The sequence below is a fragment of the Paraburkholderia gardini genome (assembly GCF_907164545.1).
In the GTDB taxonomy this organism is placed as follows: domain Bacteria; phylum Pseudomonadota; class Gammaproteobacteria; order Burkholderiales; family Burkholderiaceae; genus Paraburkholderia; species Paraburkholderia gardini.
The window spans coordinates 14666-41321 of sequence record NZ_CAJQZB010000040.1 but is presented as its reverse complement, the minus strand read 5'-3'; the positions used below and the strand labels follow the sequence as shown (position 1 = coordinate 41321).

Sequence of the window (26656 nt, the reverse complement as noted above, 5' to 3'; positions counted from 1 at the left end):
GGCTGTGTGTCGGGTTGGGACGATGACTCAATTCTGGACGCCGGTAACGATCCCAAAAGAACCAGGCAGCACGTCTCATCGACGCAACCCGCGCTCCATCAAACTGCCCAACTTCCGGCGGCCAGCTCAAGCCATCCCGGGGTTTTCATGCCGAGATATATCACACCGTGAGATGTGTCCGAGGCGCGCATCCGGCGTCCCCCACAGCAACTACCCCGCATTTATAGGGCTTCCAGCCCAAAACCCAAGCCACTTCCTGCTTGGGCGAACCCCAATTTATATCACAGCAGCATACATTCATGAGAATAAGTTCTTTCCCTTAATCGAAGGTTTCGCTTATGGTGACGGCACTTTTCACCCGACCCGCCAGGCCGTGCTCCGTCCGAACCTCACCAATACGCTGTCCGCATCCTCCACGCTCTCGTGGCTTGCCCGCTTCGCCCCCGCCGCCCTCACCGTCCGCTGGCCGGAACGGGTCCGTGCGTGCCTCGGCGCGCTGATCGGCATCGGCTTCACCGGGGTACTCACGCATTTCCTCGTCGGGCCCCTCGCGCTCATTCCTCTGCTGGTGGCGCCGATGGGCGCATCCGCCGTGCTGCTGTTCGCCGTGCCGTCGAGCCCGCTCGCGCAGCCATGGTCGCTCATCGGCGGCAATCTGGTTTCGGCGACGGTCGGCGTGTTCTGCGCGCACTGGATCGCCGATCCGGTCCTCGCCTCGTCGCTCGCGATCGCGCTCGCGATCTGCGCGATGTTCGCGCTGCGCTGCGTGCACCCGCCCTCGGGCGCGGTCGCGCTGACCGCGGTGCTGGGCGGCCCGGCCGTCCATGCGCTCGGGTTTGGTTTCGTGTTCGCGCCGATCGCGATGCAGTCGGCCGCGCTGCTGTGCGCCGCGCTCGTCTGGCACGCGATCACCGGGCACCGCTATCCCCATGCCGCACACGCGTCGTCGGGCGCGGCGGCAGGCCGCAGCGAGCCGCGCGGCGGCGTCACGCGCGCGGATCTTGAAGCGGTTATCAACCGGCGCGGCGAACTGCTCGCCATCGATCCGGACGACCTGGAATCGCTGCTGCACGAAGCCGAGATGCGCACCTACGCGCGCACCTTCAGCGGGACCACCTGTGCGGACGTGATGTCGAAAGGCGTGGTCAGCGTTGCACCATCCACCACGGTCAAAGCGGCGCTGAACCTGCTCACGCGCCACGGCATCAAGGCGCTCCCGGTCACCGATGCAACCCGGCACGTGGTTGGCATCGTCACCCGCGCCGATCTGTCGGGCAACCCGACGGGCGCGCGGAAAAACCCGACCGAAAGCCTGTCCGCGCGCTGGTTCACCCGCGCGCCGAACCCCGAAACGACCGTCGACACCTTGATGAGCAAGAACGTGTGCGTCGTGGAGGCCAGCACGCCGATCGGCGACCTGGTGCCGCTTTTCGCGGACCACGGACACCATCACATCCCCGTGCTGGACGCGACACGCCAGCTCGCCGGCATCATCACGCAGGCAGACCTGATTTCCGGCTTGTACAAGCAGACGCAGGTTCAGCAACGCCTCGTCGCATGACTTTCCGAACGGCTGAATCAGTATCATATTGCGATATATTCGCCGTTTAATCTGCTTCACAGACAGGCCATTCCCGAATGAAAGTAATCACGCGCGGGCTGACGAAGCCGGACTTCGAGCAGCTGTCGGAGTTTCGTTACCAGATGCGGCGCTTCGAGCGTTTTTCCGAGCGGGCTGCACAGGGCGAAGGCATCACGCCGCTGCAGTATCTGCTGCTGCTTCATATCAAGGGCTACCCGGAGCGCGACTGGGCGACCATCGGCGAGCTGGCCGAGCGCCTGCAGGCGCAACACCATAGCGTGGTCGCACTGGTCTCGCGGTGCGAGGCGCTGGAGCTGGTGGCACGCAAAGTCAGCGAAACCGACCGGCGCCAGGTGGAAGTTCATCTGCTGAAGGCCGGTGAACGAGTGCTTGCGCGTCTTGCCGAGTTGCACCGCGCCGAACTCCGCTCGCTCAAGGGTGCCCTCACGATTCCTCAAATTGATCTGTAAACCACCATGCAACACGATACACACAAGCGGGATTTTTCAACCAACTCACGACTGCCCGGCATTTCCGCACTGGCAGCCGTCATCGGCGCGCTCAGCACGTTCGCGGCCTTCGTGCTGCTGAACCTGATCCATCTGTTCACGAATCTGTTCTTCTTCGGTAGTTTTTCGTTTGCGGACCGTTCGCCGGCGCTCAATACGCTCGGTGCGTGGGTCATCGTGATTCCGGCGGTGGGCGGCCTGATCGTCGGATTGATGGCGCGTTTCGGCTCCGAGAAAATCCGCGGCCACGGCATTCCCGAAGCCATCGAGGCGATTCTCTTCGGCAAGAGCCGCATGTCGCCGAAAGTGGCGATCCTCAAGCCCCTGTCGTCGGGCATCGTGATCGGCAGCGGCGGCCCGTTCGGCGCGGAAGGCCCGATCATCATGACGGGTGGCGCGCTGGGCTCGCTGCTCGCGCAGTGCGTGAAGGTCACTTCGGCTGAGCGCAAGACGCTGCTGGTCGCGGGCGCGGCGGCCGGCATGACGGCGGTGTTCGGCACGCCCGTCGCGGCTGTCCTGCTTGCCGTCGAGCTGCTGCTGTTCGAATGGCGCCCGCGCAGCTTTCTGCCCGTCGCGCTCGCGTGCGCCGTGGCGGGTTTCGCGCGTGCCGCGTTCTTCGGCACCGGCCCGCTCTTTCCGCTCAATACCGCGGCGCCGGATGCCTGGTCGCTCGTCTCGTGCGTGGTCGCGGGCCTGCTGTCGGGCGCGCTAGCGACCGGTCTTTCCGCGGCGCTTTACAAGACCGAAGACCTGTTCGGCAAGCTGCCCGTTCACTGGATGTGGTGGCCCGCGCTCGGCGGCCTCGTCGTCGGTATCGGCGGATTTATCGAACCTCGCGCGCTCGGCGTCGGCTATGACGTGATCGGCGACCTGCTGCACCAGCACATCGCCCTCCAGATCGCGCTGGCGATCCTGATCGTGAAGGCGGTCATCTGGGTCGTGGCGCTGGGCTCGGGCACCTCGGGCGGCGTGCTGGCTCCGCTGCTCATGCTGGGCGCGGGACTCGGCGTCGTGCTCGGCCACGTGCTGCCCGGAAGCGAACCGGCGCTGTGGCCGCTCATCTGCATGGCGGCAACGCTCGGCGCCACGCTGGGCGCACCGCTGACGGCGATCGTCTTCGCGTTCGGCCTGACGCATGACGCCAACGCGTTGCTGCCGCTGCTCGCGGCGACGCTGGTGGCGCACGGTTTCGCCACGGTCGTCATGAAACGCTCGATCATGACCGAGAAAATCGCGCGTCGCGGCTATCACATCTATCGTGAGTACGGCGTCGATCCGCTCGAACGTCATTATGTCGACGAAGTCATGACGCGCACGGTCGACGCCATCGATGCAAAACTCACCGTGCGCGACGCCCTCGCCGCGTGGTTCGGCGAGACGCAGACGCGCCGTGCGTATCCCGTGGTCGAAGACGGCGCGGTGCTGGGCGTGGTGGACCGCGCGATGCTCGAAAGCGTGCGCGCCGCCGGCGCCGACACCGACGCCGCATCCAGCCAGACGCTCGCGGACGTGCTGCACATGCATTCAGCGGTGTTCGCGCTGGCCGACGAAACCTGCCGTCTCGTCGCGACGCGGCTCGCGGTACACGGTCTGGAACGGCTCGCGGTGGTGACGGACATGGATAGCCGGCGCCTCGTCGGCATCGTGTCGCGCAGCGATCTCGTCAAGCCGTCGATCGCGCATTTTGAAGAGGAACACAAGCGGGAGCGCTTTCGCCGTCTGCGCCCGCGCTTCGGCAAGCGCCACTCCTGACCCTCGCATCGCACGGCGGCACGCCAGCGCACCGCCGCCGTTATCGCCCGTCACACAGGATCGCGGTGACCAGAAGCGGGACCACCTGTTTGACGATGGCCCCGCTGCCCGCTTCGCGCACCCGCGACTCCACGGTTTCAGCGGGACCGTTCACCACGACGCCGTAAGCGGAATCGCTGATCGGCTCGCCACTCCCCTTCCTGAAGATCGCGTCGTCATGTTCATAGCCGAGCACGGCGTAGACGCGAAATCCGAAAGCAGTGAGATTGCTGCCGCGTATCGGCCGGAACGCGTTGATCGAGTTGGCCTCGACGCGCATCGGGTTCGGCTCGATGTACTGGCTGTTGAGCAGTTGGGAGATGTAGTCGTGCGCGTTCGATTTGCAGTCGAGTTGCGGATCGAGTTCGTAGGCGCGACACAGGACCGGCGTGAACATGACGCCGCCGGTGGCAAGCGCGATCAGTGCATGGACAGCGACCTTTCTCATGGTAGCGATGCCGTTTCCTCTATCGCGTCACCCTCTCACGCAACGGCGCGAGGCGTATGTACGCTAGCCACCAGTGTCACACACCCGCGTCATGCCTGCTGCAGGCGCGCTGCCGGCTTCCTGACAGTGTGGACCGGAACAGGCGCTCATGCCGCGAGCCGGCGGCCGTCCATCGCGGGACGGGCGGCGGCGGGCGGGAATACGTTCCATGATCCGTCGTCGTGGCGGAAAAAAATGATCGACAGCAGGCCGCCCGGACGCAGCGCCTCGACGCATACGTAGCGGCGACGCGCCACGCCGTGGCAAAAACGCGTGACACGGGCGGGCATCGCGGGCGTCGGCGCAAGCCATTTGTCGACGGCCTCGTGCAACGACTTTTCTGCGGCGTTCATGATGGTCTCCTTTCTGCCGGTTCGGGAATACATGGGCGGTGTCAGGCGGCGTGCGCCGCGACATACGCATCGTTTCTGCCGCCTTCGACGAATGCCTTGACGAGGCACACGAGCGCGCGCACACCGGCACGCGGATGCATGAGGCAGGTCTGCACCTGCTCGCTATGGCTCCTGCCAAGCAGGCACCACGCGCAGAAGTGTTCGCAGTTGTTGGTGAGCAGGCGATAACGGTTTTCACCGAGACGCGAGCGTGCGCGGCGCACGGCTTCTTCGCTGCCGTAGCGGGCGTGCGGATAAGGACGGACCATCACCATGTGGCCGGCGGCGAACTGCGCCAGCGTGACTTCCTCGACCGGACCGCGATGCGTCGAGTTTGCAAAACCCGCGTAGTGCACCACCCGGCCGTCACCGACATAGATGCCGTGGTGTTCGTAGCCGCGACGTTCCGTGACGAGATGCGCGCCGGCCGGAAGTTCGCTGTACGTGCGCAGCGGAAGGTCCGGCGACATCGAAACGACGATGGGGTCCTTGCCCCATCCTTCGCTGCATGTCAGTTGCTGGTTGCTGTTCATGGCTGCCCCGATTCGTCTGGTTCGTCTGGTTGCTGCAAGCGGTGCCTGCATCCGATGGCCAACACTTCTGACCGGTATTGCGCATCAACCGGGCCATGCCACACAAACCATTGATTTATATCGATATTCACGTTTTCGCACAGGCCGGCACGACACCGGATGTGCGGCTCGGGCCGACACAATTTCTGGCGAACTGTTGGCGACGAACCGCCATTTCAAATCAGGGCGTGCCCGTGCGTCTTTACTTTCTGGGTGTTGGGTCGGCCACCGCCATGCGGCGGCCGCTGTTGGCGCTGGACCAACGAACAGGCGGGAAATGACGTGTGCCGGGTCCGCGCGCACGCCATTAATCTTCAAATAATCAAGGCGTTACGCGATACGCGTGTGACGCCGGGACTTTCGGCATGGCCCTTGCATATAGGGGCTCAGACTTCTTTTGACCCGGCCGGGACAGACGGCCAACCGGAGACCCACCATGGCTTCCATTACTGTGAATGACCTCTCGTTGAATCTCGCGCTGGATCGCAAGGCAATGGCCGCGATCCGGGGCGGCGGCGGTGCGCCGTGGGTGTATGGCTGGATCCAGCCCTACGTTCGAGAAACGCCAAGCTTCGGCCCGACCGTTAACCTGTACGAGATCTCGAACAGCTTCTATGCTAACCAGATGATCAACACGTTCCAGTCGGTCGACGTCAACAACACCGGTTCGAATTCGAACCTCACCGTTTCTCCCGACGCGCGCAGCAAAAACAATGCGGTGTAAATGTCGTGACCTGTGCAAGCCAGTTTCGATGGACGTCATCGGCGCGTTCCGACGTGGGACGCGTCCGTGAGATCAACGAAGACGCCTGCCTCGATCAGTCCGGGCTCGGACGCTGGGCCGTCGCCGATGGCATGGGCGGCCATGCGGTGGGCGATCTGGCGAGCCGTCTCGTCATCGAAACGTTAAGCCAGCTGGCGCCGCCCGCGAGCATGAAGCGTTTTATCGCGGATGCGCGCGCACGCCTGCAGGTCGCGAACAAACAGCTCCGCGAAGAAGCCGCGCGACGTCAGGTGCAACGCATCGGCAGCACCGTCGTCGTGCTGCTCGCGTGCGACCGGTTCTGCGGCTACCTGTGGGCCGGCGACAGCCGCATCTATCTGCTGCGGCAGGGCCAGTTGCGGCAATTGACGCGCGATCACAGCCAGGTCGAGGAACTGCGCCTGATGGGCCACCTCACCGACGAGGAAGCGCGCAATCATCCCGCGCAGCACATGATCACGCGCGCGGTCGGCGCGACGGACCGGCTCGATCTCGACGAAGCCGCCATCGAAGTCGCCGACGGCGACATCTTCCTGCTTTGCAGCGACGGACTCTGCAACGAGGTGAGCGACCGGGAAATCCTGGCTGCACTGGCATCGGCCGACTGCCTGCGCGCTTCGGATGAACTGGTGGAAATCGCGCTCGCACGAGGCGGGCGCGACAACATCACGGCCGTGGTCGTGCAGGCGGAAGACCCGGCTGCATCCGACAAGACGTTGCTCAACCCCGCGCCCTGAAACGCGTTTGCGTGGGCATGGCCCGATGCCGCACTTCGAACGACCTCAGCCTGCCTCTTTCTCTTCGCTGTCGTCGCGGCTTTCCTTGCTGGCGTGATTGCGAAAATCCTTCGAATGCAGGCCGTGTTTCTTCAGCAGCATCTGCAGATGCGAGCGGTTCATGTCGACGCGCCGCGCGAGTTCCGCCACCGTGCCGCCCACTTCGTGAAGACCGCGTTCGAGAAACGCCTTTTCGGCTTCATCGCTGGCGGCCCGCTTTGCGTCGCTGAGCGACATCAGGTTCGTGACGCCCTCGCCGTTCGCGCCGGCCGGATGGGCGCCACCCGAGGTCGCCGGAGCACTTGCCGCGGGCCGCATGTCGACCGGCAGATGTTCGATGTCGGCCGTATCCCCCGCGAGACACGACACGCGGTACATCACGTTGCGCAGCTCGCGGATGTTGCCCGGATACGCGTAGCTCAACAGGAAATCGCGTAGCCGCGGCGTGAGGCGAACCGGCCGCCGCTTGAGCGCACCGGCGGCTTCGTCGCCGAACCATGAAAACAGTAGCGGGATTTCGTCGCGCCGCTCGCGCAGCGGCGGCAGCGTCACGTGAATCACGCTTAGCCGGTAAAACAGGTCCTCGCGAAACCGGCCCTCTTCGCTCAGCTGCCGCAGATTGCGGTTGGTCGCCGCGACGATGCGCGTGTCGACGGCAATCGGCTCATCGGAACCCACGCGCTGGATTTCGTGCGCTTCGAGCACGCGCAGCAGTTTCACCTGGCCTGCCAGCGGCAACTCGCCGATTTCGTCGAGAAAGATCGTGCCGGTATGCGCGCTTTCGAACTTGCCCTTGCGATCGCTCGACGCGCCGGTAAACGCGCCTCGCCGATGCCCGAACAGCTCCGACTCCAGCAGGTTGTCGGGAATCGCGCCGCAGTTCACCGAGATATACGGCTTGTCCGCGCGGCCGCCGTTCGCGTGAATGACCTTCGCCATCAGCTCCTTGCCGGTGCCGCTCTCGCCGTCGATCAGCACGGGCAGATCGGTCGGCGCGGCTTTCTCCGCGATTTCGAGCGCTTCGAGCAGCCGCGGGTTGTCGCCGAATGTGCCTTCGAAAATGAAGCTGCGTTCGAGCAGCCCCTGGCGCCGCGCCTGGCGCGACTGCTCGATGCGCACCGGTTCGGCCACCGCCGCCTGCACGAAGCGCTCCTTGTGCGACATCTGCATGACTTCGTCGCGCAGCGTATTCGCCTGACGCAGCAGCTTCTCGATATCCGCGCGTTCGAGCCGCGACGACCAGCGCAGCGTCGAGCGCAGGATTTCGATCTTCTCGATCAGGGCGGCGTACGAGATCGCGGGACTGCTGTCTTCGGGCTGGTCGAGTATCTGCATCACGCGCTCAACTGTTTTTGCACGAGCTGGTAATACATGCCTTTGCGTTGCACGAGGTCCTCGTGACGCCCCTGTTCCACAATCGCACCTTCGTACAGCACGAGAATCTTGTCCGCGCGCATGATCGTGCTGAGCCGGTGCGCGATGATGACCGCCGTGCGTCCCTTCAGGATATCGTGCATGTTGCCGAGAATATTGCTCTCGGACTGCGAATCGAGCGCCGACGTCGCTTCGTCGAACACCAGCAGACGCGGATCGTGATACAGCGCGCGTGCGATACACATCCGCTGGATCTGGCCGCCCGACAAACCGATGCCCCGCTCGCCGACGATCTGTTCGTAGCCGAGCGGCATCTTGCTGATGAACGCATGCGCGTCGGCCATTTTCGCGACTTCCTCGATGCGGCGGCGATCGGGCGTATCGTCGCCGCTCGCGATGTTTTCCGCGATCGTGCCGGAAAACAGCAGATTGCTCTGCATCACGTAGCCGATCTGCGCGCGGTAATACGCCTTGTCGATCACGTTGAGGTCGTAGCCATCCACCGACATCCTGCCTTCCGACGGCGCGTAAAAACCCACCAGCAGTTTCGCCAGCGTGGTCTTGCCCGACCCGCTGCGCCCGACAATGGCAACGAGCTCGCCTGGCTTGATATCGAAGCTGATGTTCTCGAGCACATACGCGCTATCGCTGTCGCCGTAACGGAAATACACGCCGTTCAGGCTGATTTCGCCCTGCAGATCGGGCAGCATCACGCGCGAGGCAAGGTCCTGCGGCTTCTGTTCAGGTTCGATATCGAGCACGTCGCCTAGCCGCTCCATCGCGACACCGGCATCGTTCAACATGCTCCACAATCCGACGAGACCCATCAGCGGGCTTAGCACGCTGCCCATGAACGCGTTGAATGCAATCAGCTGGCCGATCGTCATTTCGCGCGCAAGCACGAGATTCGCGCCGACCCACAGGATCGCGATCGTCGTCGCGGCGTTCAGCAACTGGCTGCCAAGCCCGACAAGAATGCTGAACGCGTGCGCGCGATACTGCACTTCGAGCGCTTTGGCGTATTTCTTTTCCCAGCGCAGACGCACCGGCCGCTCGATGCCCATGCCCTTCACCGTTTCGACGCCCGCGAGCGCTTCCATGAGGAACGACTTCGAATCAGTCGATGCGGTGAACGATTCGCGCGCATAGCGTTTGATCTTCGGCGTGGCGATGGCGGTGAGCGCCATGATCGGAATCACGAACGCGATCAGCACCAGCGTCATCTTCACGTTATAGAAGAACATGATCGAGAAGTAGATGAACACCATCAGCAGATTGAGCGCGGTGGTCACCGTCGATTCGGTCAGGAACGCTCGGATCGTCAGGTTCTCCTGAAAGCGCGCGAAGATGTCGCCAGTCTTGCGCTTTGCGAAGAACGAGAACGGCAGCGACATCGTGTGCCTGAAGAACTGCGACATCATCGCGAAGTCCATGTTGCGCACCATGAAGTTCGCCAGATACGCGCGGATCGACGACATCAGTTGGGAAAACACGTTCGCGATGATCAGCCCGACGATCAGCAGATGCAGCAGGCTCACGTTCTGATGGACGATCACGCCGTCGAGTATGTTCTGGATGATGAGCGGCGGAATCACGCCCAGCACCTGGATCACGAACGTCGCAAGGAACAGGTACGCGAGAATCTTCTTGTACGGCGTGAGATAGCCGACAAAGCGGATCCACGGTGAGCGCGACGCCGAGATCTGCACGAGATCCGGCCCCGCCGTGAACACCAGACACGTCCCGCTCCAGCCACGCTCGAAGTCCTCGACCGTGAGCTTGCGAAAGCCAAGTGCGGGATCGGCCACCCACACGTAATCTTTCGACAGGCCGTACACGACAACGTAGTGATAGCCTTCCCAGTGCACGATGAACGGCAGGTCGAAGCCGCGCAGCGAATCGAACGTGCATTGCACGCCGCGTGCGGTAAAGCCGAGCGATTCACCCGCGCGCGCGAGACTGTCCAGCGTCGCGCCCTGCGTCGTCACGTTCGCGAGTTCACGCAGTTTGCCGAGCGTCATCGGAATGCTGTAATGGCGGCACACCATTGCAAGGCACGCCGCGCCGCAGTCCATTTCTTCCGCCTGTTCGACGAGCGCAAAACGCCTGATGACCTTCTCGCCGAACTCGGGCTTCGTATGAAGATCGAGCATCAACGGCAACTTGCGACGCTGCTCGATGCGCTTCTGGCGTTGCAGTTCGCGATCGCCGTAGCGAATCCGCTCGTCGAGTACTTCGCGCAGTTTCGGATTGCGCTCGAGAATGAAGTGGACGGTGCGCTCGGGAATCACCAGCAGACGCGTATCGGTCGTCGCTATCACGGAAGCCATCTGCTCCTGACGCATCAGGCAGGCTTTCTCGCCGAAAATCTCGCCTTCCTTGAGCGTGGCAAGCGTGTACGCGTTGCCGTCCTCGGTCCGCACGATCCGCACTTCGCCCTGACGCACAACGTAAAGACGGCGATCGTCGCGTGCGTCCTGCTTGAGGATTTCCTTGCCGGCCGTCACGCGCTTCACGCCGACGCTACGCACATATTCCTCGAGTTCGGCCTTGTTCAGCTTGCCGCGCAGATCGAACAGCTGCGCGACAAAGCCGCCCGCCGAACTGATCGCGACATAGCTCGCGATGAACGCCATCGCGGCCTGATTGCCCGCGATCACCGGTTCGATCGCGCCGCGTGGAATGAACAGCAGTTCGGTCTTCGCCGACGAACGCACCGACGATTCATGCATATACGCGCGCAGCATCGCGATATCGGCGAAGATTTCGCCTGCCTTGCGCACGCCCATGCTGATTTCCTTGCCGTGCTCCTCGGTAAAGATGCGTACCGATCCTGAACGGATCACAAAGAGGCCTTCCGCCGGTTCGCCCGCGTTGCACACGGTTTCGCCAAACGAATAGAAGCGCGGCTGCGCGTGTTCCGCGAGACGTTCGAGTTCGTCGCGCGAGAACGGCGACAGAATCTCGACCGTGGAGAGAAACTCTGCCGCCGAAGGCGTGGTCTGGGGCGCGTCCATGTGCCTAGCGCGCCTCGATCACGTGTTCCTGCGAACGCGCGATCAGCCAGCCCTCGCGCAGGAGGCGCCTCACTTCAGCGGCGACGTCGGCATCGAGCGTCGCGGGATATTTCGCGGTTACCGCGAAAATCTCATAGCAGGAACGGTCCGGCGAAGGAAACGGCCCGAGCAGATCGCCCACCTGCGCGTTGAAAATCTTCGCCTCGATATCGGGTTTCAGCGATCCGCGCAGCACCTTGCCGATCACGCCGCCCGCCTCGCGCGTATCCGCGATGGAATGTTCACGCGCCATGTCCGCGAAGCTTTCGGGATCGTCGTTCAGGTACGAGATCATTTCCTTCGCCTTGCCTTCGCTGTCGAGCACGATATGGCTCACTTCGATCGCATCGAACTTCGGCGAATTCAGCGAGAAATATTCCTCGATCGCCGCTTCGTTGCCGACCTGATCGAGCATCTTCTCCTGATACAACCCGTCGGTAATGAATGCCTCGAACTCGTCGAGACTCACGTTGAGCGTGTCGAGATACTGGTTCATGTCGGTCGCGCGATGCAGGCCGCGCACGCGGCGAAACTGGTCGGCGCGCTGCTGGATTTCGTCGGCGGTGACGGTGATACCCTGCTTCTTCGCCGCATGCACGGTGAGCTTGTCGCGCACGAGCTGCTCGATCAGGCTTTCGAACTGGCCGGTCAGTTTAAGCAGCCGGATGAATTCGGCGACGTCCACGACTTCTTCATCGATTCGCACTATCGCGGTCATCTCGTCCGCTCCTCAGGTTGGGCCGCGCACCTGCGCGCGGCCTTCGGTTCTTCTCGTTGCCGCAACTTCGCGCTTCGATCAGCCGGCAATCTGCCGGAACGGATCGAGGCCCAGATCGATCAGACGCCGTTCGCGCACGACGATCTCCGCCGTCGCCGTCATGCCGTAACGCAACGGATAACGGGTGTCCGCGATCTGGTAGTAGTTCTTGTCGAGCGTGACGCGACCTTCATAGACAGGCTGCTTGTCGACCGCTGAAGGTTTCGTCGCGGGCGATATGAATGCAAGCGTGCCGCTGATCAGCCCGTAACGCTGATAAGGAAATGCATTGAATTTCATCTTGACCGGCAGGCCTTCGTGCAGGAACGCGCGGTCGTGCTCGGGAATCTCGATCTTCAGCACCTGACGGGCGTCCTTGGGCGCAATGCCGCCAAGCGGCGCGTTCGCCAGGATCTTGTCGCCGGGCTGCGTCGACGTGACATCCGTGATCACGCCCGAAGTCGGCGCGAGAATCAGCAGGAAGTTGTCCTTGTCGATATTCTCGAAACGGATGCGCGCCGCGGCCTCCGCGACGAGCCGCGCGGTTTGCACCTGCAGCCGCAGCTTGTCTTCCGTCGTGGCGATTTCGCGCACGGCGGCGTCGTACTGGATCTGCAGATTGGTGGTCTCCTGCCCGCTCGTTTCGAGTTGCGCGTTCGCCTGCGTATATTCGTGGCTCAAACGGAAGTCCAGCTCCGCAAGCTTCGACTGCGCGACGCGATACGCGTTTTCCGCCGCCAGATACGCGGTGCGCTTCGCCTCGACCTGAAGCTCCGCGATGCCGCCACCGCCTGGCTGCGCAAAGAGCCGCGAATAGCTGTCCAGCTCCTGCCGTGCCGCATCGCGCGAGCGTCGCGCGTTATCGAGGATGCTGCGTGCTTCGTCGAGTTCGGCTTTCTGGCCTTCGGCGAGTTTCGTCGTACCTTCGGCGACACGCGTTTCGTGCTGGCGTGCCTCCACGTCGATCTGGTCCTTTAGCGCCGCGACCTTGCGCTCCATCAGCGCCTTCTTTGCGGGGAACTGCTGCCATTCGCGCTCGGCGTCCTCGAGTTTCAGTTGCGCCTGGAGCGCGTTGCTCGCCGCCTCGATCGCGCCGCGCGCATTGAGCCGCGCAAGCACGTCGCCTTTCGATACGGGCTGGCCCTCGGCGATGTACACGTCGGCGAGTTCGCCGTCGATCGGCGCATAGAAGCGGCGCACGTCCGATTCCGGCGAGAGCGTGCCGGGCGCGCTCACGATCACATCCGCGCGGCCGACGAACGACCACAGCAGCCCGACGACCACCAGCCCCGCCATCGCCAGGATCAGCGCGCGGGCGAGCTTGACGGGCTCGGCCATCAGGATCGCGATGCCTTCGGCGCTATGGTCCGCCAGCGCCTCGGACAGCAATTCAGGGTGACTGTCGCGTTTCACTGCTGTCGCCTCCGATGAGTGCCAGCTTCGACTTCAACAGTCCGGGTTCGAGCACCATGCGCAGTTCTTCCAGTGAGCGGCGCTGCATATCCGCTTCGGCGTTGATGTCGGCAAGCAGCGTGTCCCAGTCGGACGGATGGTCGGCCTTCAGCTGCGTGTAGATGCGCATGCCCTGCTGGGCGAGCGACTGCGCTTCAGACAGTAGATGCGCCTGACTGCGAAAGCCTCCGGAGATGCCGGATTCGAGCCGCTGCGTGCCGCCGATCGCACCGTTCGCACGGTACTGGCGCCACTCGGCCTGCGCGCGCGTCAGCAGATCCTGCGCGCGGGCCAGCGCCTTGTCGTGCGTCGCGGTGACATCCGCTTCGATCGCGTGCATGAACCAGGTGTCTTCCGCCGGGTCGAGCGCGGCGTAGAACGACAGCAGGCGCCCGTCATAGTCCTTCGTGCCGCGCGATTTCCGCAGATCGGCGTACTGGTCGAGCACGGCCTTCTTGTGCGTCTGCTCGGCCGTCAGCACGTCGGACCACGGGTTCGCGGGAATCGCCTGCAACGCGGCGAGCGCCTGTAACCCGTCGCCGTGTTGCCACGCAGCCGTTACCGCGTCGTGCCGCTGGATGACATCGGCTGAAGGCAAGCGGCTCGCCGCGAGACGCGCGTAGTGCGCCTCGAACGGCGGCGTCGAGAAATGCACGTGTTTCATCAGGGCAAGCAGCGGCGTGAGCTTTCGCGCGACGGCGTCACCCAGCAGTTCGGTGTATGCCTTCAGATCGCCGCGCACGCGGTCGAGGCCAGCGAGCCGCGGATAACGCTGCGCGTAATCATCGAGCACCGGCGGCAACGCATCGGGCTTGTCGCGCGCGAGCTCGGTGTCGATCGTCGCGTTCAGCCGGCCGATCGCGGCGAGATACACGGCGTCGTCGCTTTGCAGCTTGCGCAGATGGCTCAACGCCTGCGCGTAAGGGTCCGCGAACGCGGGCACGTACGACGCGATCCGGTCGAGCGCGCGCTGGTGAGCACGCGCATCGTCTTCCCAGCGCCTGAGCAGATCGCCGATCCGGCCTTCGTCGGCATAGATGCGGATCGGTGCATCCGGGCCGCCGCGTCCGACCACGAAGCGTTCGAGATCGCCCACCCATTGCAGTTCGCCGACGAGCGACGTCGCATCCGGATTCACCGCACCCAGCGATCTGATACTCCCCAGCAGCGTATCGGCGCGGTCGAATTCGCGCTTCTGCAGCGCGGCGAGCCAGTCGGGCACCTTCGCCTTCAACAGCGCTTCGCTCGCCAGCGCCTTCAGATGCGCGTCGGCCGGGTGCTGCCGCACGTCGTCGTTCGCGACGTCCAGCGCCTGTTCGTAATCGCCCGCCGCGAGCAGGTTCTTTAGTTCGCGCTCCGATGCGCCCCTCATATACAGCGCAACGCCGATACCCATCACCGCGATCACGCCCGCGAGCCCCCACCACGCGGCACGCTTTGTCGCGAGCTGCTCGCCGCCCGAGAACGCGTTCGCAAGCTCCGTCGCCAGCACGCGCCAGCGCCGCTGCGCGCGATGCGCATGCGTGTCGCGCTTCGTATCGTCGGGATCGGGTTGGCTCGCTTCGTTGACTTCGTCTTCGCGCTGCCGCGCCTGGTCGACGCAGAAAATATCGAGGAACGAATGCGCGGCGCCGACGAAGGTGGTCTTGTCGGCGTCGATTGCTTCGATCGGGGGGGAGGCCATCATCTGGGTCACGGTCGGCTCGAATTCGGGTGTTTGCTGCAGCTCCACCCTGTAGACGAAGTGATCGCCGCCGAATGCAAGGACGTCGCCCTCCAGCAACGCATGCGCCGATTCGTCGAGCCGCCTGCCGTTGACGAACGTGCCGTTCGTGCTGCCCAGATCCTCGACGTAAAGATCGCCCGCGCGCGCGAAAATATGCGCATGGCGCCGCGAAATGTAATTGACCTGATGTGGATAGCGCGCCTTGTAGCGTGCGAAAACGTCGTCGACCTTGCTGACCAGAAACGGGAACGCGCGCACGTCGACGGGTAAAAGGCCCAGATCGTCGCGCTCGGGCACGAGCGTGAGACCGGCCGGCTGCGCGGCCTGCGCGGCGGCGACAATGCGCGCGCGCGGCTCGATGGCGATCCGGTACGACAGCTCGCCGCCAAAACACAGTTCGTCGCCGGCGCGCACGCGGCCGGGCGTCTGCCGAACGTCCTTGCCGTTCAGCGTCGTGCCGTTCTTGCTGTCGAGATCCGCGACGTAGACCACGCCGTGTTCGGTGAAAATGCGCGCGTGCCGGCGCGACAGGCGGGTAAGCAGTTCGCGCGGGTAATCGACGAACGGCGGTTCGCTGCGGCCAATGGCAAACAGGGTGTCGATGATCCGGATCGCACCGAGCGCCGGGTGCGACACCGGCGAGAGCACGACGTCGAACGCCTGGTCCAGTGTAGTGCGCGCCTCGGCAATCTGGACTTCGCCTGGAGTCATGATCTGGATCACTAAGCGTTTACCCGCTGCCGCGAATGCGTCAGGGGCGCGCCGCTGGCATCCGCGGCGGATGCGGCGTGACAGGCCCGACCGCATGGGCCGCGGTCACACAAAGAGTGTAAGTCACGTATCGCGGTAGTCAATTGTCCGGCGCGGACGATGAACCGCGTGAGCAACCGTTCACCCTGCGCTTTTGTGTCGCCTGACCGGCTCATGGCTGCTTCACCTGCAACTGCACATCGACAGCGGGCCAGCCGCCGCCGAGCGCCTTGTACAGCAGCACCGTGTCCGACAGAATCTGCTGATGATTGGCAAGCAGATCCTGCTGGGCCAGCAGCAACGTGCGCTCGGTCTCGAACACTTCGAGCTGCGACACCACCCCTTCTTTTAGCTGCGCTTCGATCTGGTTCGCGACGATCTGCAGCCGCGATACTTCTTCCTGTAATTCGACGCGCTGCTGGCGATGCGCATTCAGATTGACGAGCGCGCTCTCCGTTTCTTCAAACGCGGCCATGACCGTGCTGCGATATTGCTGTTCGGCGACTGTCTGCTGCGCCTGCGTGGTCTTCACATGCGCGCGCACACCCGGATCGAGCAGCGGAATATCGATGCTCGGCATGAAGCCATACGTGATCGACTTCAGCAGATCGGTCAGCGCGAAGCTGGCGGTACCGCCGTGGCCCGTCAGGTTGATCGTCGGCAACTGCGCGAGCTTCGCTTCGCCGACGAGGTCGTACGATTCCAGCACGCGAAATTCAGCCGCGACCACATCGGGCCGGCGTGACAGCAATTGCGCGGGCAAACCGGCGGGCACGGGCGGCAACTGCACGCGCTGCTGGAGATGCCCGGCCGGCAGTCTGAATTCGCCGGCGGGCACGCCGATCAGCGTCGACAGCGCGTTGTTCGCTACGTCGCGCGAGCGGCGCAACTCCAGCAGTTCGTTAGTCAGACGATTGATCTCCGCCTGCTGGCGCAGCACCTGTGTCTTCGGCGCGAGGCCGTTGCGGTTCATGCCATCGTAGATCGCGAGGATCTGGCGGTTCGTCGCGAGCGTCTTCTGTTGCTGCTCGATCTGGTCGTCGAACTGCAGGATCTGGAAATAGGTCGTCGAGACGTTCGCCACCAGTTCCAGATAGCCCGCGCGCCAGTCGGCCTCGCTCGCATGGAATTCGGCCTTCTGCGCCTGTACGCCCTTCTCGACCTTGCCCCAGATATCGATGTCCCAGCTCACCTGGGTCGCGAGGTTGTACTGATGCGAAAACGGTTGCCCGGTGATCTTCTGGTAATTCGCGCCCGCGCCGAGATCCATCACCGGCAGCGCGCCGGCTTTCGCTTCGCCGATCTGCGTGCCGGCCACGTCGATGCGCGCGGCCAGCACCTTGATATCGAAGTTGCCGGCAATCGCCTTCGCGATGAGCGCGTTCAGGTACGGGTCCTGGAAGCCCTTCCACCAGTCGGGCTCGATTGTGTCGGCGGGTGAAACGATCGAGCCGGTCTTGTCGGACCACGATGCTTTCGCGGGCGTATCGGGGCGCTTGTAATCAGGCATGCTGACATCGACGCACGCCGCAAGCAGCACGGCGCACAGCGCAATGGTGCCGAAGGTCCTGAACGTGCGGGCGGTGGATGCGGCAGGGAGAGGTTCGGCGCCCGCTCCATCGTCCGCGACGCGGCGACTGGCTGGCGCGATGCGCCAGGTACGACGGACTGGGCAATGATGCAACGCTGACACGATAATCTCCGGTCAATCCAGCGGCACGGCATTCGGGTGCGCGCAATCAGGCAACACGCGTCCTGCACGTCTTCCGGTTGTGGAGCGTGGCGGGCGGTTAGCGCGGGGACAGGTGCGATGCAGTGCGGTGCGGTGGTCTATGAAAAGAACGATTGGTTGCGGTTTCTTTTTCATGAAAGCCGGCGTACGCGATGACGCAGCCGGCTTGTGTCCGCGGAGACGTCGAGGCCTCCGCGGTGGTCTCCCCGTCACGCTTTACATGTTGACGGTGTTGTTGCTGTCGATATACGGATTCGAGATCGTCTTGACGTTGTCGAGGAACGCCGAGCCGTCACCGGTAGCGATCTGCGAGCCAAGCTGGTTCTCGTTGAGCTGCTTGACGTAGGCCGTCTTGCTGGAATCGAACGTGATCGGCATGATGTTGACGAAGTTGTTCGACGGGAACGGCGTGAAGCCGCCGCGCACGGCGCTCATCTTCTTGCTGTCGAGGTCCTGGGCGTTCGAGAGGTCTTTGATCATCAGCGTTGTCATGATAGGTCTCCAAAGAGGAAAAGGTCAGTCTTGCGATTGGTTTCGAGCATCCTGTCTGCTCGGGTGTCACTAATGCATGGCCTGTGCCAGGCATGTGGTCCTTAGCGCGAAAATCCTGCGGAGCCCTGAAAACGCTGGGGTGTGCACGAGATGCGTCAATGCGCGGGGCGCGCAAGGAGCGAAATGGAATCGACCTGGGTGATGGGCTTTGACCGACAACACGCCTGACAGTGTTGGATCAGGAGAGACATTAAAGACTTCGGCTTCGTGCGTTTTCTTTAGCGGCGTGCTTAAGGATGTCTGGTGTGATCTTTAGCCACGCTTTAGCGCGCCACCTGCCGACTGCCGCAGGCAACGCACCACGGCGCCTCGCCCCTCACCTCACTTCGCGATGACGGTGATCTTCTTCGAATACACGGGCGGATTGTGCGGGATGTGCATGTCGTCGCCCATCAGCAGTTGCAGCGTGTGTCTGCCGGGAGGCAGCTCGATCATCGTCTCCGTTTCACCCGCGCCGAAATGCAGGTGGTTGCGATCGGAGGGAATCTCCTGGTCCATCGGCGGCAGATCGGTATCGATCAGCAGATGATGGTGGCCGGTATTCGGATATTTGACGCCCTTAGGCGCGACGCCCATATAGCGCAGCCCGAACCAGACGCGAAACGGCTTGTTGGCCGGCACAACCTGGCCGTCGTTCGGATAGCCGATATAGGCATACGCTCCCGCGGGCGATGGCGTCGTGCCCGCGAATGCCACCCCGGGCGCAACCGGTGCCAGCGCGACAAACGTAACGACAGACGCTACGACAGACACCGCGACAGATGCGGCGACAGATGCGGCGACAGCAATGATCTTGTACATGGATGGTGCTCTCCGTCCTGACAGGCCGAAGCGGCCGCGCTCGCTCATTTCACGATGATGGTGATCTTCTTCGAGTACACCGGCGGATCGTGCGGCACGTGGTTGTAGTCGCCGAGCAGCAGTTGCAGCGTATGTTTACCCGGAGACAGTTCGATGCGCGCATCCGTTTCACCCGCGCCGAAATGCAGGTGATTGCGGTCCGATGGAATTTCCTGATCCAGCGGCGGCAGGTCGGTATCGATCAGCAGATGGTGGTGCCCGGTGTTCGGGATGTTGACGCCCTTCGGGCACACACCCATGTTGCGCAGTCCCATGCGCACCCACAGCTTGCCGCCGTGAATCACGGTGCCGTCGGCCGGCCAGATGATGTACTCCTCGGCGCCGGGCGGCGAAGGCGTCCGGGCCGCGAACGCGGACGCGTTCGCAAGGAACAGCGAAGCAACGACATACAGCGCACCCAGCATTATTCTTTTTGGCATCGCGCATTCTCCCGAAGAGTTGTCCGGGTCGCCCCCTGCTCTGCAAAACGAGCCTGTCCGCGCGCGCTGGCGCGATGTGTGCATACGTGCGTGCCGGAACGACCGGTAAAAAAACCGATCTGTGTTGTCTGCTTTATGAATTAGCTTAGGACGGAACTTGCCAAAAAGATACGCCACTCTCGTTAACGTTTTGACGCGCGAACTGCGTGCTATCGTTGTTCATAGCGACTCGCATACATCGATACGCCAGCAGGGTCGTGCGCTGACACTGCCGCGCCGCGCGTGGCAGCCGCCGGTACCGGAGCACCGGTGGCCGGAAACCTGAGTTCGGTCCAGAACAGACAGGAATTAAAAATGTGGCGAAAACTCCTGCTCATCGGTGTCGTTGGGGCGCTCCACGCACATTGGATCGACGCTTTCGCCGCACCCTCGCCTGCCGGCACGACCGCTACGGCGAGTGCGCAGATCCTCTTTCCCGATAGCGGCATGACCCCACGCGGCGTCGCACTGGTGATCGGCAATGGCGATTACCCCGACCATGCGCTGGAAAACGCACCACGCGACGCGATGCGGATACGCGACGCGCTCGCGGCGCGCGGCTTCGATGTCATCATGCGCACGAATGCTTCGCCGCAAGCCATGAAGTTAGCGCTTGCCGAATTCGCACGACGTCTGCGGCACGGCGGTACCGGTGTGTTCTATTTCGCCGGACACGGTTTCCAGCTGGCGAACGCCACGATGCTGCTGCCATCGGGTGTCGATGCACGCGTGCCCGCTTCGCTCGTCGAGGATGGACTGAATCTCGATGCGGCACTTCAGGCGATGTCCGCGCCGCGTGCGCACAAGCTCAATCTCGTGATTCTCGATACCTGTCTGAACAATCCTTTCGATGCGGCCAATACCGGCGACATCGCACCGCCTGCGCGGACAATGATCGCGTACGCGACCGCGCCTGGCGGATTCGCGGCGGATGGGCCACGTGGCGGCGTCTTCACGGATGCGTTGCTGCATGAGTTGTCGGGCGCATCGGCACACGATGCAACGGCGCTCTTTGCGCGCGTAGCCGCGGACGTTCGTGCGGCGACGGATGGCAAGCAACGGCCACGCGTGGTCTCATCGTTTGATGAAAAGCTTGCAGCGGGTGCTGTCGGGCACGACGCCATCCAACCCACGCGCATGTACGTCACGAGCGCGGATACCGAAGCTCCGATCACACTGCATAGCCGCGGCATCCTGCCAAAAGACAGCAGCGAGCAATACGAACTGACGTTCTGGGATTCCATCAAGGACAGCACGTACCCAAGCGACTACGAAGCGTATCTGAAGGCCTATCCGAACGGGCGCTTCGCGACGCTGGCGCACGCGCGCATCGACCGCTTGCGCGCCGCCGCGAAGACGCAAACCGCGCCCGAAGCGACACGCACCGCGCCGGCCTCCACCCTGCCGCCGCTGCCGCCGGAAAAACCGCGCACGACGACCGCCGCGCCCGTACCCGCACCATCGGCACCCTCCGCGACAGCACCCGCAAAAGCGGCCCCGCCCGCGGTCGTGGCCAGCCGCGCCGCGAACAACGGTGAAAGCAGGGACTGCGCGGCCTGTCCGGTCATGGTTTCACTGTCGCCAGGATCGTTCACGATGGGCAGCGCCACCGACGATCCGTCGGAGAAACCCGTTCATCACGTGACCATCGAAGCGCCGTTCGCGATCGGCAAATACGAAGTCACGATCGAGCAATGGAACGCGTGCGTGGACGCCAAAGCGTGCCCGGCGCTTTCGAGCAACAACAACCCGTCGAAAACAGCACCGGCGCGCGATCTCAGCTGGGACGATGCACAGACCTACGTGAAATGGCTGGCGAAAACCACGGGCAAGCCATACCGTCTGCCGACCGAAGCGGAATGGGAATACGCGGACCGTGGCGGCACGACGACGCAATACTGGTGGGGCGACAAGATGGTCAAAGGCACCGCGAACTGCAAGGACTGCGGCAACCCGTGGCACACGGAAGGGCCTGAGAACGTCGGCATGTTCGCCGCGAATCCGTTCGGCTTGCACGACATGAACGGCAGCGTCTGGGAATGGGTCAGCGACTGCTGGCACAACTCGTATCAGGGCGCCCCCACCGACGGCCACACGTGGGATGCCCCTGGCTGCGACATGCGCGTGATCCGGGGCGGCTCATGGCGCGAAGGGGCGAACTACATGCTCACGTCGACACGCTTCAGGTACAGCTCGAGCGTGCGTCAGTCGCAGGATGGATTTCGCGTCGCCAGGGATCTGAAGTGAGCGCGGCGTGATCGCCTGTTCGAACCATTGACGCCAGCACCGCGCACGCAGCGCGCGCTCAATGCGAGTGGGCCTTCGTCGTGATCTGCGCGATGTCGACGCCGATACGATCGCGTCCGTATTTGTCCGCGATCTGCGCGAGCCGCGCATCGAGGGCATGTAGATAATCGGCGCGCGATTCGCTCTCCGGACGCATCCTGTCGAAGAGCGGCACAGGCGTCACCAGCAGTACCACCATTTCCGCTCCGAACGGCTTTGCGATCACCCAGTCGCCGCCACCGCCGATGGTCGCGGCATAGTGCGGCGGCGCCTGATTGTCCTTCGCGCGCGGCCCCGGCACCATGTGGACGACGCTGCCATCCAGCTGGTAATAGTCGAGATTCACGTAGGAGTCGTAGCCCGGCGTCGTCACATCGACGATGAGCGGATCACCTTCGGTCAACTGGCCGCCCGCCGGACGCACATGGAGCGCCGTGGCCCGCCCACCCTGCCAGTTCCTGACCCAGTAAGGCGCGAACGATTTCATCTCGTCGCACTTGTCGTCGGCGAGTGTCTGCACATCGAGTTTCAGCGTATCGACACCCGGCACCGCGCCTAACGTATTTTGCAACTGCGTCACGCCATAGCGCTGCGGCACGAAGCCCTGTACGTGCAACGTGTGCCCGTCCACTGTGGAAGCCAGCGCGGAACACGGCACCAGGGCAAGCGCGGGCGTCACCGCCGCCATCGAGAGCGCGGGTTTCGGCGCGGGCACAGGCGGAACAACCGGCGGCGCAGGCGAAGACGTCGCCTGAACCGCCCGCGTAACTGAAGTAAGCGACGCAGGCGACGCAACCGAAGCCGCCGAACCCAAAGGCGCGACGGACGCCGAAGAAGCCACGGAAGCAGAGGACGCCACGCCACCCGATGGCGCCGCTTCCTCATGCCCGCCCGACGACGCCCGGTACACCCCGACGCCGACGCCCGCCGCGACCAGCACCGCCACCCCGGCCGCGACGCCCGCCTTCACGCGCATGGCGGATTTCAGCGCGACTTTTTCCTCGGCGCCAAACTCCTCGACGAAACGCGCGACAGTCGGCGTGCGCGTATTGCGGTCGAACGAGAGCGCCGAGCGCAACGCGCGCCACTGCCGCGTGCCGAGGTTTTCCGGCCGCTCCGGCTTGCGGCCGGTGCTGCGCGCCTGGGTCGCGGACTGCCGGTCGAACGGATGGCGCCCCGTCAACAGCTCGTAAGTGATGCAGCCGAGTGCATAGATATCGTCGCGCGGATCGGGCTCGCGATGTTCGAGCATTTCCGGGCTCGCATACGCAGGCGTCAGCGCGCCGAGCGTGCCGGGATCGAACACGGTCGCGTCGCTCTCCTCTTCGGGCCGCTGAAACACGCGCGCGATGCCGAAGTCGATCACCTTCACCTCGCCCGTATCCGTCAGGAACACGTTCGCCGGCTTGAAGTCGCAATGCACGAAGCCACGTTCGTGCGCATACGCGAGCGCGCCGCACATGCCGCGCACGATCGGCAGCGCCGCGCGCACCGGCATGCCGTGAAAATCCTCGGTGCGCAGAATCTGGCTCAACGCCCTGCCCGACAGATACTCCATCGTCAGATAGACGATCGCGCCGTCGCGGTCGAAATCGTAGACGGTCACGATGTTGCGGTGCGCGAGCACCTGTGCCTTGCGCGCTTCGCGCTGCAACGCGATCAGCGATTTCGGATTGCCGCGGAACTGGACGTTGAGCACCTTGATCGCGAGATACGGCTTGCGATCGGAGGCTTCGAGCTTGCGCAGGTCGAGCGCCTTGTAGACGGTGCCCATGCCGCCCACACCCAGGCATTCTTCGAGCACGAAGCGGTTATTGAGCGTGTCGCCGGTGCCCTTGATCTGGTCATGACCGGGCAACGGGCCCGCCGTGCCCATGCCGGAAGAACCGTGCGACGGCGCATCCACATGCGCCTGCTGCCGTGTTTGCAGACGCGTTTCCTCGCCGCCCGCCGCCAGGTTCGAAACCGGTAACTGCTCGATCCGGCGCCGCACTTCCGCGTGAAGGTCGGCGGGCAGCGGTGAGCGCGCGTGCGCTTCGTCGAGGACGTCCATCATCCGCGCGGGACTGAGGCTGTCCGTCGTCAGCGTGTTGTCGAGCCGTGCGATGAACTCATCGCGCGTCAGGCCGCCGCTCTGATAATCGCGGATCACATGCGCAAGGCTAGCCATATGTGCGAAGCGACGTGCTCCCGTAGGACCGGCAGGAGCGGCAGGAAACCGCGAAGAGGCCGGCGAACAACCTGTCGTAACCAGTTACATGTGCTGTTTCGATACTAGCCCGCAGGTGACGCTTTCGCAAACCAGGATTGCCCCGCGACGCGCGCGCGGACACGTGAGCCGCGCGGGTGTCGCAGCCGGACCAACGCCGTGACGCGGGCAGTTGGCTACGCGCCACCATCGCGGGCATACGTGTGCGGTTCACAGCGACGCCATACGTATCGCGCAATTCGCGTTGCGCCTTGCGCAGCAGGCATCGCGCGGTTTTTTTACGGCATGCGCCGCGAACTGGCACAGCCTGTGCGTTAGTGACTCCCGAGCAAACAGGATGCTCGCAACCCGCTGCAAGACTTCTTTTTCCGCCAGGAGACCCGAAATGAAAACGCTGATGATCAAAGACCTGTCGCACACCGAACAACTCGACGGCAACGCCATGCGCGCCGTTCGCGGTGGCTACGTGTTCCCGACGAACAACTACTTCAACTTCTCGCCGATCACGGTCGATACGAGCAAGCACGTGTACGCCGACCAGTCGATCGCTTCGATGATGAGCGTTCAGGTAGCCACCGGCAACGACTCGGCTTTCCTCAACAACGTCACGTCGAACGTCAATCCTTCGATCGACGCGAAGAACACGATCAACGTGAGCTAACGCGTACGGAAGCAGGCCGCGCAGTCCCGCCGGTCCGGTGCGGGCGGCCCGCTTCCCTTTCTCTTCCCGATACTTCTGGAGCATCACCATGTCAACCATCATGATTCAGGATCTGTCCCAGGCACGCGAGCTCGACCGTCGTGCCATGTCGGCCGTGCGCGGCGGCACGGGCATCAGCAACCCCTGGCTGCAAGGCAAGGGTCCGGTTGCGAGCCCCACCGTGAACGTCAACGTGAACCAGAACATCCAGCAGTTGCAGTACGTCAACGTCGAGGCGCTGAACAATATCGGTGTGCTCGGTGCTAACCTGGGCCCGCTTGCTTTCGACGTGAGCCCGACGCAGTGGGCCGCCAACACGACCAGCTTTTGATCCCGCGCCGTGGCAGGGAACCCGGGGGTTCCCGCCACGGCCGGTTAAATAAAGAATCGCGGCATACGGGGTGAAGGCGAATTTCCTATACTGATTGTGCGAAGCTGTCCGCGCATCGGCAACCATCGTGCGGCAGCCGGCCATGCCGGCTGCCGCACTTCGCATTCCATGCATTCCATGATTGCCTGGATGATCACCTGGGACCGTCATGACTCTCCTCGTCATCACCGATCTGACCGAAAGCGTCGAGCTCGACAGGCAGGCCATGGCCGCCATCGTCGGCGGCGCACGCATCGGCACGCATTACGTCGCCCAGCAGGTGTCCGGCGCGCTACGTGTCGTCGACTATCCACCGGGGTTTCCTGCCGCCCGGCAGGCGCCGCACGCGCAATCCGGTACCGCTCCCCGCATCGCGGCGTCGCCTTCGTTACGCCACAAATAGCGCGGCTACCGTAGCGCGCGGATTCCAGCAGCAACGGGCCCGTCTGTTCGCCACACGCCAACACATTGCGTGCAGCAAACGGCACGCGCGTGCGAATCCGCGACCGAAACAACGCCCGAAAACCCCGTCGCTGCGCGTTCTGAACGCACACTCAACCTGCGACGCGAATTCGTCCGCGCGCGTCGCTCCAATGGCATGGCCCTTGCACAACTGGACGCGGGCACACCACCGTGCTCATCCAGCCGCCTACAGGAGAACTGCCATGAAAGCCACTGTCGTTATCAAAGACCTCACGCCCTCCGTCGAAGACGCCCGCGAAGCCACGCTCACCACCGACCAGATGAAACGTCTGGGCGGTGGCCGCGCGGTGCGCGTCGGTGTCGACGGCACGTCCACGGGTACCGTGGACGACTGGGACATCGACATCGGCATCTTTGAAGGACGCATCGGCGGAACCTATCTGTAGGACGTTCGTCATGCCCGAAATTAAAAGAAGAGCCCCTCCGGCCGGACGCGGCGGGAGGGGCACGGTTTTTTTATCCGGCGCAAGACGCGCCCGCGGCTATAGCAGGCTGTAGCGGCTGCGCAGCGTGTTGATGATGCCGGCGGCGACTGGCATCACGGTGTCCTTCACGTCGGCATCGGTGTCGTCGACGACATTCGTGTTGCCGCGCAGATACGGGATGTCCCAGTTGCAACCCTCGTTGTCTTCCTCCTGCTCCTGAATGCCGGTCGGGGTCCATCCACACGTGTGGGGATCCGATTCGAGCGCGGCGCTCACAAGCGCAAGCAGTTCCTGTTCCGTTCTGGCTTCACGCGGCATGTCGCTCTCCCTCGTCCTCGCGCGCGGAACCGCCGCGCCCGGTTCAGTCCCAGTTTTCGTCACACCATTCGATGGCCCACGCCTTCGCGCAGGAAATGGCGTCCGCTTCGCTCACGAACGAATCGATATCGCCGGAATCGTGCGCCGTGACGCGCCCGGCGCCCACTGCCGGCACCGTGATTCGCGCGCGCGCGACGTAATGACCATCTTCGTCGTGCCGGGCCCGGCAATCGATATGAAATGTCTTGTAGTCGAACTGCATGGCAGCGTCCTTT

General features: G+C 63.6%; 25 protein-coding genes. 10 read left to right on the top strand and 15 right to left on the bottom strand.

What is annotated here, in order from left to right; translation table 11 throughout:
- Window positions 1-400 precede the first annotated feature (400 nt).
- The 3 genes from LPA37_RS23075 (at window position 401) to LPA37_RS23065 (ending at window position 3843) form a co-directional block, all read left to right on the top strand.
- On the top strand, window positions 401-1561 hold the full coding sequence (locus tag LPA37_RS23075; protein WP_228976119.1) for an HPP family protein: 1161 nt from the start codon (window positions 401-403) through the stop codon (window positions 1559-1561).
- A gap of 77 nt (window positions 1562-1638) precedes the next feature.
- Entirely contained in the window at window positions 1639-2052 is a 414-nt protein-coding gene (locus LPA37_RS23070) for a MarR family winged helix-turn-helix transcriptional regulator (RefSeq protein WP_228976057.1), read from the top strand.
- Window positions 2053-2058: 6 nt separating this feature from the next.
- The gene (locus LPA37_RS23065) at window positions 2059-3843 is read left to right on the top strand and encodes a chloride channel protein (protein ID WP_228976059.1); all 1785 of its coding nucleotides are present in this window, start codon (window positions 2059-2061) and stop codon (window positions 3841-3843) included.
- A gap of 40 nt (window positions 3844-3883) precedes the next feature.
- On the opposite strand, the gene LPA37_RS23060 is transcribed toward LPA37_RS23065, so the two are convergent.
- The 3 genes from LPA37_RS23060 to LPA37_RS23050 all read right to left on the bottom strand — a co-directional run bounded on the left by LPA37_RS23060 (window position 3884) and on the right by LPA37_RS23050 (window position 5294).
- The gene (locus LPA37_RS23060; RefSeq protein ID WP_229013811.1) at window positions 3884-4330 is read right to left on the bottom strand and encodes a hypothetical protein; all 447 of its coding nucleotides are present in this window, start codon (window positions 4328-4330) and stop codon (window positions 3884-3886) included.
- Between the two features lie 146 nt (window positions 4331-4476).
- Window positions 4477-4722, bottom strand: a complete 246-nt coding sequence (locus LPA37_RS23055; protein ID WP_228976062.1) for a hypothetical protein — start codon at window positions 4720-4722, stop codon at window positions 4477-4479.
- A gap of 41 nt (window positions 4723-4763) precedes the next feature.
- The gene (locus tag LPA37_RS23050) at window positions 4764-5294 is read right to left on the bottom strand and encodes a lecithin retinol acyltransferase family protein (RefSeq protein WP_407672603.1); all 531 of its coding nucleotides are present in this window, start codon (window positions 5292-5294) and stop codon (window positions 4764-4766) included.
- Between the two features lie 475 nt (window positions 5295-5769).
- On the opposite strand from LPA37_RS23050, the gene LPA37_RS23045 reads away from it, so the two are divergent.
- Window positions 5770-6057: a hypothetical protein gene (locus tag LPA37_RS23045; protein ID WP_228976065.1), complete on the top strand. Its 288-nt coding sequence runs from the start codon at window positions 5770-5772 to the stop codon at window positions 6055-6057.
- Window positions 6058-6062: 5 nt separating this feature from the next.
- Complete coding sequence (locus LPA37_RS23040; RefSeq protein WP_229013810.1) at window positions 6063-6833, top strand: PP2C family protein-serine/threonine phosphatase; 771 nt, start codon at window positions 6063-6065, stop codon at window positions 6831-6833.
- 45 nt (window positions 6834-6878) lie between these two features.
- On the opposite strand, the gene LPA37_RS23035 is transcribed toward LPA37_RS23040, so the two are convergent.
- The 9 genes from LPA37_RS23035 to LPA37_RS22995 form a co-directional block, all read right to left on the bottom strand.
- Window positions 6879-8210 (bottom strand): sigma-54 interaction domain-containing protein, encoded by a 1332-nt coding sequence (locus tag LPA37_RS23035; protein ID WP_228976068.1) that lies wholly within the window; start codon window positions 8208-8210, stop codon window positions 6879-6881.
- On the bottom strand, window positions 8207-11263 hold the full coding sequence (locus LPA37_RS23030) for a peptidase domain-containing ABC transporter (RefSeq protein WP_228976070.1): 3057 nt from the start codon (window positions 11261-11263) through the stop codon (window positions 8207-8209). The genes LPA37_RS23035 and LPA37_RS23030 overlap by 4 nt, the downstream gene beginning before the upstream one ends.
- Before the next feature lie 4 nt (window positions 11264-11267).
- Window positions 11268-12020 carry a peptidylprolyl isomerase gene (locus LPA37_RS23025; RefSeq protein WP_228976072.1) on the bottom strand — a complete coding sequence of 251 codons (753 nt, stop codon included), beginning with the start codon at window positions 12018-12020 and terminating at the stop codon, window positions 11268-11270.
- A gap of 78 nt (window positions 12021-12098) precedes the next feature.
- A complete protein-coding gene (locus LPA37_RS23020; RefSeq protein WP_229013809.1) occupies window positions 12099-13472 on the bottom strand; it encodes an HlyD family efflux transporter periplasmic adaptor subunit in 1374 nt (457 codons plus the stop codon).
- Window positions 13450-15948, bottom strand: a complete 2499-nt coding sequence (locus tag LPA37_RS23015; protein ID WP_229013808.1) for an FHA domain-containing protein — start codon at window positions 15946-15948, stop codon at window positions 13450-13452. The genes LPA37_RS23020 and LPA37_RS23015 overlap by 23 nt, the downstream gene beginning before the upstream one ends.
- A 211-nt stretch (window positions 15949-16159) precedes the next feature.
- Window positions 16160-17542 carry an efflux transporter outer membrane subunit gene (locus LPA37_RS23010; protein WP_229013829.1) on the bottom strand — a complete coding sequence of 461 codons (1383 nt, stop codon included), beginning with the start codon at window positions 17540-17542 and terminating at the stop codon, window positions 16160-16162.
- A 393-nt stretch (window positions 17543-17935) separates the two neighbouring features.
- Window positions 17936-18211, bottom strand: a complete 276-nt coding sequence (locus LPA37_RS23005; RefSeq protein WP_228976078.1) for a hypothetical protein — start codon at window positions 18209-18211, stop codon at window positions 17936-17938.
- 381 nt (window positions 18212-18592) lie between these two features.
- Window positions 18593-19072, bottom strand: a complete 480-nt coding sequence (locus tag LPA37_RS23000) for a DUF4399 domain-containing protein (RefSeq protein ID WP_229013807.1) — start codon at window positions 19070-19072, stop codon at window positions 18593-18595.
- Window positions 19073-19116: 44 nt separating this feature from the next.
- Entirely contained in the window at window positions 19117-19551 is a 435-nt protein-coding gene (locus LPA37_RS22995; RefSeq protein WP_228976082.1) for a DUF4399 domain-containing protein, read from the bottom strand.
- A 354-nt stretch (window positions 19552-19905) separates the two neighbouring features.
- Between LPA37_RS22995 and LPA37_RS22990 the strand changes: the two genes are divergently transcribed.
- The gene (locus tag LPA37_RS22990; RefSeq protein ID WP_229013806.1) at window positions 19906-21837 is read left to right on the top strand and encodes an SUMF1/EgtB/PvdO family nonheme iron enzyme; all 1932 of its coding nucleotides are present in this window, start codon (window positions 19906-19908) and stop codon (window positions 21835-21837) included.
- 58 nt (window positions 21838-21895) lie between these two features.
- Here the strand turns inward: LPA37_RS22990 and LPA37_RS22985 are convergent, their stop codons facing one another.
- A complete protein-coding gene (locus LPA37_RS22985; RefSeq protein ID WP_229013805.1) occupies window positions 21896-24046 on the bottom strand; it encodes a serine/threonine protein kinase in 2151 nt (716 codons plus the stop codon).
- 424 nt (window positions 24047-24470) lie between these two features.
- On the opposite strand from LPA37_RS22985, the gene LPA37_RS22980 reads away from it, so the two are divergent.
- The 4 genes from LPA37_RS22980 (at window position 24471) to LPA37_RS22965 (ending at window position 26024) form a co-directional block, all read left to right on the top strand.
- Complete coding sequence (locus tag LPA37_RS22980; RefSeq protein ID WP_228976086.1) at window positions 24471-24746, top strand: hypothetical protein; 276 nt, start codon at window positions 24471-24473, stop codon at window positions 24744-24746.
- Between the two features lie 88 nt (window positions 24747-24834).
- Window positions 24835-25116 (top strand): hypothetical protein, encoded by a 282-nt coding sequence (locus LPA37_RS22975; protein ID WP_228976088.1) that lies wholly within the window; start codon window positions 24835-24837, stop codon window positions 25114-25116.
- Between the two features lie 208 nt (window positions 25117-25324).
- A complete protein-coding gene (locus LPA37_RS22970; RefSeq protein WP_229013804.1) occupies window positions 25325-25558 on the top strand; it encodes a hypothetical protein in 234 nt (77 codons plus the stop codon).
- 262 nt (window positions 25559-25820) lie between these two features.
- Window positions 25821-26024, top strand: coding sequence for a hypothetical protein (locus LPA37_RS22965; protein WP_229013803.1), 204 nt, complete (start codon window positions 25821-25823; stop codon window positions 26022-26024).
- Window positions 26025-26120: 96 nt separating this feature from the next.
- Here LPA37_RS22965 and LPA37_RS22960 read toward each other — a convergent pair whose 3' ends face one another.
- The gene (locus tag LPA37_RS22960; RefSeq protein WP_229013802.1) at window positions 26121-26381 is read right to left on the bottom strand and encodes a hypothetical protein; all 261 of its coding nucleotides are present in this window, start codon (window positions 26379-26381) and stop codon (window positions 26121-26123) included.
- A gap of 43 nt (window positions 26382-26424) precedes the next feature.
- A complete protein-coding gene (locus LPA37_RS22955) occupies window positions 26425-26643 on the bottom strand; it encodes a hypothetical protein (RefSeq protein WP_228983545.1) in 219 nt (72 codons plus the stop codon).
- Between the last annotated feature and the right edge of the window lie 13 nt (window positions 26644-26656).